We start from the raw sequence: 5326 nt of genomic DNA, 5'->3' as shown, positions 1-5326 counted from the left end.
CTAAAGAACGACGATCGCCTGAAAACCGAGCTGGATTTCAAGAGCCACCTCGAAGACCTAATGCGGGAGTTCGACAAGTCAGCCGCCGACGTCATCAAGCTACTCGATCCGACATCGATTTCTAACAAGGGCTCCAGCAGCACCAAGAGCACCGGCCGCGCCAAACGCAAGCTGAAGATCTACAAGAACCCGAACACAGGCGAAGTCGTCGAGACCCGCGGCGGTAACCAGAAGACGCTGAAGGCCTGGAAAGAAGAATACGGTGCCGATACCGTAGAAAGTTGGTTAGTACGAACTGAAGACTAAAGAGTACTCACCTGCTCACCCAAAAACAGGTGAGCAGGTCAGCTTTCGGCCAGAAGCGGTCTTTTAGTCATCTCTGATATAACGCCCAAAGCTGTGGTGCGGAGCATCCACAGCCTTTATCTGTTACATTTTTGTTCACAGTACTTTCTAACTTCAATGATGTCGTTGCCTTTGAGAAATTCAAATGCGAATTGCCGTAGAAGGACAAATTGATGCTCCGGTGTTTTCTCCCCATTTTGCATCCAGAAGCCTTCATCCAATTCTTTATACTTCCCTGGGTATTTGTCTACATGTGAGGCGCCATCTTTATTTGCCGCCCATGTAATGATTTGCTTTCTTGTAAAGTATTTGTCTACAGGCATTACAACTGGGGAAAATTTTTCCCACCATTCAATAACGCTTAATGGATAGTATTTTCCATCCTTACCTAGTATCGGCTGAATTACATTATTATCATCGATTATAGTTAGTGGATCTGCGGCAAAAACAACATTTCCATTCCTAACTCCTTCTACGTAACCCTCTGGATCCTCATCAAAGATCAAAGTTTGAACTTTGATTGGAATTAATTCACAGCTTGAAGCTAGGTGTATTTCATCCTTAATGCCCATTTGCTGAAGTAGCGACGTAGAACTACCCGTATCATGAATAAGTGTTCTTAGCACACCACCTATTCGAATGGCTTCATCTCGATCACCTTCATCAAAGATAGCACAAGATCTTTCGAGAAAACTAAGCTGCCTCAACATCTGCTTTGCGAGATAGGGAGTACAATTTTCATCTAGAGATTTTGATATGGGGTCTTTCATGGACTCTGAGCATTCCGTTTTTATGAATGTAACGCTTGCAGCATGCGCGCCCACGGAATGGAGCCAAAGGCGCAATGTAGTTGGCGTCGCCGTGCCTGCACCTGTTAGTTGACTCTCCTACACTTGTAAAATCGTCGGCGAACTACTCATCCTTCCAAGGACTTGTGCCAGCGAACTGCTGAGGATGAAACGGCTTGCCCGTGGCTGGATTGGTTTCATTTACAATGTGTCTCCCACCGACGTCTGAACGTTTCACCCGCCGCCTGGAGGTACCTTCACCAGCAATATGTTCAACTTCAACTTCGAAAACACAGTCCGACCACTCTTGTGCTAGTACATCATCAGCATAGAATCCGATAAACCCCGAATTTTTAGCCAAATCTTCAGGTTCTGAGCGAGAAATGTGAAATACCTCGATTCTCTTACCTCCATCTTCACCAATGGTTCCCCATGAGAAAGGCTTTGAGCTCAATTTCTGACCATTAAGATAATATTCCTCTTCGGTCCAAATTGGATGTTGAACCACACGAACTTCAAGACTTCCCTCAACAAAATAATTCTGGTCAGATTTTGGGTCTACGGATTTATTGTTTGTGGGCTTAGCCCCAAACTGGCAACCTTTGTTAGCGACCTTAATCTGTCGCAACAACATTTGACCCGCTCCATATCCGACCCAGATTCCTGTACCTTCTATCCACGCACCTTTACCTCCAACCATCTTTACTTCAGAAGGTTTTAATTGAGAAGAGCGACTTGAGTCTAAATAAAGCGAACATGAACCATGCAAAAACGATCCATCGATTTCAAAATATACTGATTCACTTGAGCCTTCCCCATATTGACCGACCAAAAAACGGCCTGGTTCTAGGACCACATGAAAAGGAGGAAAATGCATATCGAGTTTTGTAATTGATAACAAGGAATTTTCATTATCTTTTATGGCTTCGAAAATTACTCCCCTTGGCGAGTTCCTAATCGTCAAACGACGACCAACCTGCTCCACGTCCCATACGTCAAGGGGGCCAATCCACTCGTTATCAACTATTCTAAACAGCTCTGTCCCGCGCTGATCATAGAAAATCCCACTCACTGTGTACGTACCGGTTTCGCTGCATTTTTTGTAAGACAATACATCTGTACCGTCAATGTTTATAACCGACCTAAATTCGCGAAACTCGCAGGATCCCAGCTTTACAACAAGCTCCCTCCCATAGTGAACAAAAAACTCTTGGTCAGAGGGGCGATCGGCTTTTCCTGATTCTCTAAGTGAGCTATAGACCTTAGCCACATGTTCTTTTGGGATACGTCGCTTTGTAACTAACGCATGACATGTCGGACAGAGCAGTGCAATTCGCTCTGGATCATGGCGCTCAGCCTCAATGAACAGCGGATCAATATGTTCATAGGTATACAACGCAGATCTACATAGAACGCATCCAAACCGACTATTTTGTCGAACTGCTCTCTTTACCCTGGCGGGTATGTCACGTGACAACCCGAATCGATTTACTTTCATATCTTCCACATTTGGGGAGCGATCAGGAATCAGCGATGCATGACAGCTAACAGAGATTATCGTGCCGGCTGAATCAGCATGCCGCTTTCGCCGGAAGAGCCGCTTAGGGTCGTAAGCAGAACTTCTTCACGCGTATATTGTATATTTTATTCTTATCAAAAGGCTGAGCACCTGGGCTTTATCTTCAGGAAAAACCTGTTCTGGTGTTTTCCCTTCCAATTTTTCATGAGGGCTTTTGATCCAATCATAAGCTTTCTCCCTGCTTCCAAGAACATGTTGCGCGGCTTCCCATAGACTTGTTGCGTTCAGGTACGCCAGCGCACCTCGCTCCTCTTCTGACAAGCTTTGCGGATTATTGATATTTAATGACTGCGGGGATTGGAGTTGGCCGTGTGCCAGTAGCTGCTCGAGAGAGTAAGGCCGCTGTTCCAGGGGAACACCCTTGGTGGTGTCGACATCAGGTCGCGTGAGTGTTTCCCGCAGCCAGGCCTGCACCTTCGCGCACACCGCGTCATTTTCTTCAGGCGGCACGAGAGTCGCGTCGATCTCGCCGCTGCGGCGTATGAAGAATTCGTCAGGGATAGTCAGGGAGTAGCCACCGCGCAGGTAGGCGATGATCTCTCCGCTCATCGCGGCCATGTAGGAACGGTCGCTCTGCAGGCATTCCAGCGCCTCGCGGAAGCTCTCCAGGGGCTGGGGGAAGCGGTCACGTAGATCGATGGCCCGGTAGGCAAAGACACGAGTGAGCGGGTCTGTGGGAGGGTGTGAGGGATGTGTCATGGGGAGGCTACCCAGCGGATGGTGTGGCTTTCAGGGTAGCCCATGGCCAACGCGGACTACCGTTGCTCTCCTACGGTTACCCGCATCAGTCCAGAAAAGCAGTGATACCTTCCTCGTCGATCGCTTCATGTACCGCATCCAGAGCGGCCTGGTCGGTAGCGAAGCGGTCGTCCCACACATGGGAGGTGCCCTCGTCGTTAACAACCTCCAGTAGCCAGTCGATCTCCTCTTCCAAGCGGTAAATATCCACCTTCAAGGTGTGGCCGGCGCGGGTGAAGGTCCGGCTATAAGGATTCTGGATATGCTCGATATCATTGCCGGCGTATATATTGGCCTGAGTGGCCACCTCCAAGATCTAGCGCCCAAATTGTTGCTCAATGTCGCGGAGTTCTTTTTTGTAATTATTAAAAACAGCATTTACTTTTTCTTTCTCTTTCATCAATATTTTAACATTATGCTTTTCTTTGTTTATCTTCCCCCTTATTCTTCCAAGCAGGATGTGCTTTATTTTTTTGATAAATACGTGACTATTTGCGGCACTCTCAACTAACTCGCGCTCTCTATTCAGTAGGTTTTCTAGTATCTGCTCCCCCTCTTTAAATCTTGATTCTGCGTTCTCTGCTTCAAATTTTGCAAAAGGAAGATTTCGCTCTATATATTCTATTCTAGCCGCCGCCTCTTTGGCTTTGTTTTTTAATTTTTCGGACTCCTTCCTTTTTGTTTCCTCATTTTCTTCATGGCGCTTCGCTGCTTCTTTTTTTCTCGCCACCACCTCGTCTTCAATTTCCTTGTATCTGTGCTTAATATATATAGACCTAGCCTTATTTATGTCTCCTCCGGACTCTGAGAAGGATTGGGTCCAAATAGCGCTATCAATTTTTTCTGAGGCTATCTCATCATAGATAACGGAGTATATCAGCTTCTTTTCATCTTTGGTGATCTGTAAAATCATCTAAAACCCCGCATCACGCAGTAAGAATATCTATGCTCTTTGAAAGTATGGGTTTTACCTCAATCACTCCACCCCCAGCGTCTTCACCACGGCATCCACCGGTTCGGCGTAGAAGCTGGTCTGGAACTTGGTGAACAGCTCGGCGGGGATGGTGGGGATGTCCATGGCGCTGCTCATGGGCAGGGTGACGCGCTTGCCACCGGCATCAAACGCCACCTGCAGGCACTCAGCGAGGCTCTCCACCGGCTTGAGGCTGCCGCCCAGGCTCATGTCGCCTAGCACCACCATCTGGCTCTGGGTGGGTCTGCCCAGCAGGCCTGAGGCGAAGGCCACCAGGCTAGCCAGGGCTAGGTCGCGCAGCACCCCGGTGTTCTGCAGGTCGACCACGTGCAGGTGGAAGTCGTGGTTCAACACCTTGCTGGAGCCGCTGATACGGCTGGCGTTGGCCTTGAAGTAGTCGAAGGCCATCTTGACCTGCTCCTTGGCATGGGTGGAGTTCCACAGCCCAGACATGGCGAGCTTGCCGCTACCGGCGGTGACCTGGAGCTCGATGCGGTAGACCCCGGGCATACCCTTATCGCTGAGGCCGATGGTGTGCACCACACCGGGCTTGCCGAGCCCCTCGGGGATCAGCCCGCCGCCACCTTGTTCCTTCACCGAGACGAAGTGCTCCTCCAACGTCTCCTTGTCGATGTAGCTGAAATGGACGTCGTAGAACTCCATGCCCCCAATCTTCTTGAGCTGCTCCTTCACCCGACGGCGCACCTGCAGGGCGTACTCCAGGCACTGGCGCACGTCGTCCTTCTGGTACTCCCCATGTGGGAAGAGCAGCTTGAGCAGGCCAGAGGCGGTCTTGCGCACGGCGATGACGTCGCGCTGGTTGAGGTTGTCGCCCAGGCGGAAGTGCTGATCGATGGCGTCGGCGAAGCTGCGCTTGCGCATCTCGCGGAAGAACTCGGCCAG

At 49.5% G+C, this 5326-nt stretch carries 7 protein-coding genes; 1 reads left to right on the top strand and 6 read right to left on the bottom strand.

Going from position 1 to position 5326, the window contains the following annotated elements; all coding sequences use genetic code 11:
* Positions 1–306 (top strand): histone-like nucleoid-structuring protein, MvaT/MvaU family (locus Q358_RS18810; protein WP_027962513.1); only part of this gene is annotated, 306 nt, incomplete at its 5' end.
* 116 nt (positions 307–422) lie between these two features.
* On the opposite strand, the gene Q358_RS18725 is transcribed toward Q358_RS18810, so the two are convergent.
* The 6 genes from Q358_RS18725 to Q358_RS0113765 all read right to left on the bottom strand — a co-directional run.
* Positions 423–1115 (bottom strand): hypothetical protein, encoded by a 693-nt coding sequence (locus tag Q358_RS18725; protein WP_156940941.1) that lies wholly within the window; start codon positions 1113–1115, stop codon positions 423–425.
* 142 nt (positions 1116–1257) lie between these two features.
* Positions 1258–2529, bottom strand: coding sequence for a hypothetical protein (locus tag Q358_RS18720; RefSeq protein ID WP_156940940.1), 1272 nt, complete (start codon positions 2527–2529; stop codon positions 1258–1260).
* 228 nt (positions 2530–2757) lie between these two features.
* Positions 2758–3411 carry an MbcA/ParS/Xre antitoxin family protein gene (locus tag Q358_RS18805; protein ID WP_051530407.1) on the bottom strand — a complete coding sequence of 218 codons (654 nt, stop codon included), beginning with the start codon at positions 3409–3411 and terminating at the stop codon, positions 2758–2760.
* A gap of 85 nt (positions 3412–3496) precedes the next feature.
* Entirely contained in the window at positions 3497–3757 is a 261-nt protein-coding gene (locus Q358_RS0113775; RefSeq protein WP_245598331.1) for a hypothetical protein, read from the bottom strand.
* A gap of 9 nt (positions 3758–3766) precedes the next feature.
* Positions 3767–4363, bottom strand: coding sequence for a hypothetical protein (locus Q358_RS0113770; protein ID WP_027962511.1), 597 nt, complete (start codon positions 4361–4363; stop codon positions 3767–3769).
* 63 nt (positions 4364–4426) lie between these two features.
* Positions 4427–5326 (bottom strand): BREX system Lon protease-like protein BrxL (locus tag Q358_RS0113765; RefSeq protein ID WP_027962510.1); only part of this gene is annotated, 900 nt, incomplete at its 5' end.

Source organism: Halomonas halodenitrificans DSM 735, assembly GCF_000620045.1.
In the GTDB taxonomy this organism is placed as follows: Bacteria; Pseudomonadota; Gammaproteobacteria; order Pseudomonadales; family Halomonadaceae; genus Halomonas; species Halomonas halodenitrificans.
This window is presented reverse-complemented; position numbering and strand designations above follow the sequence as displayed.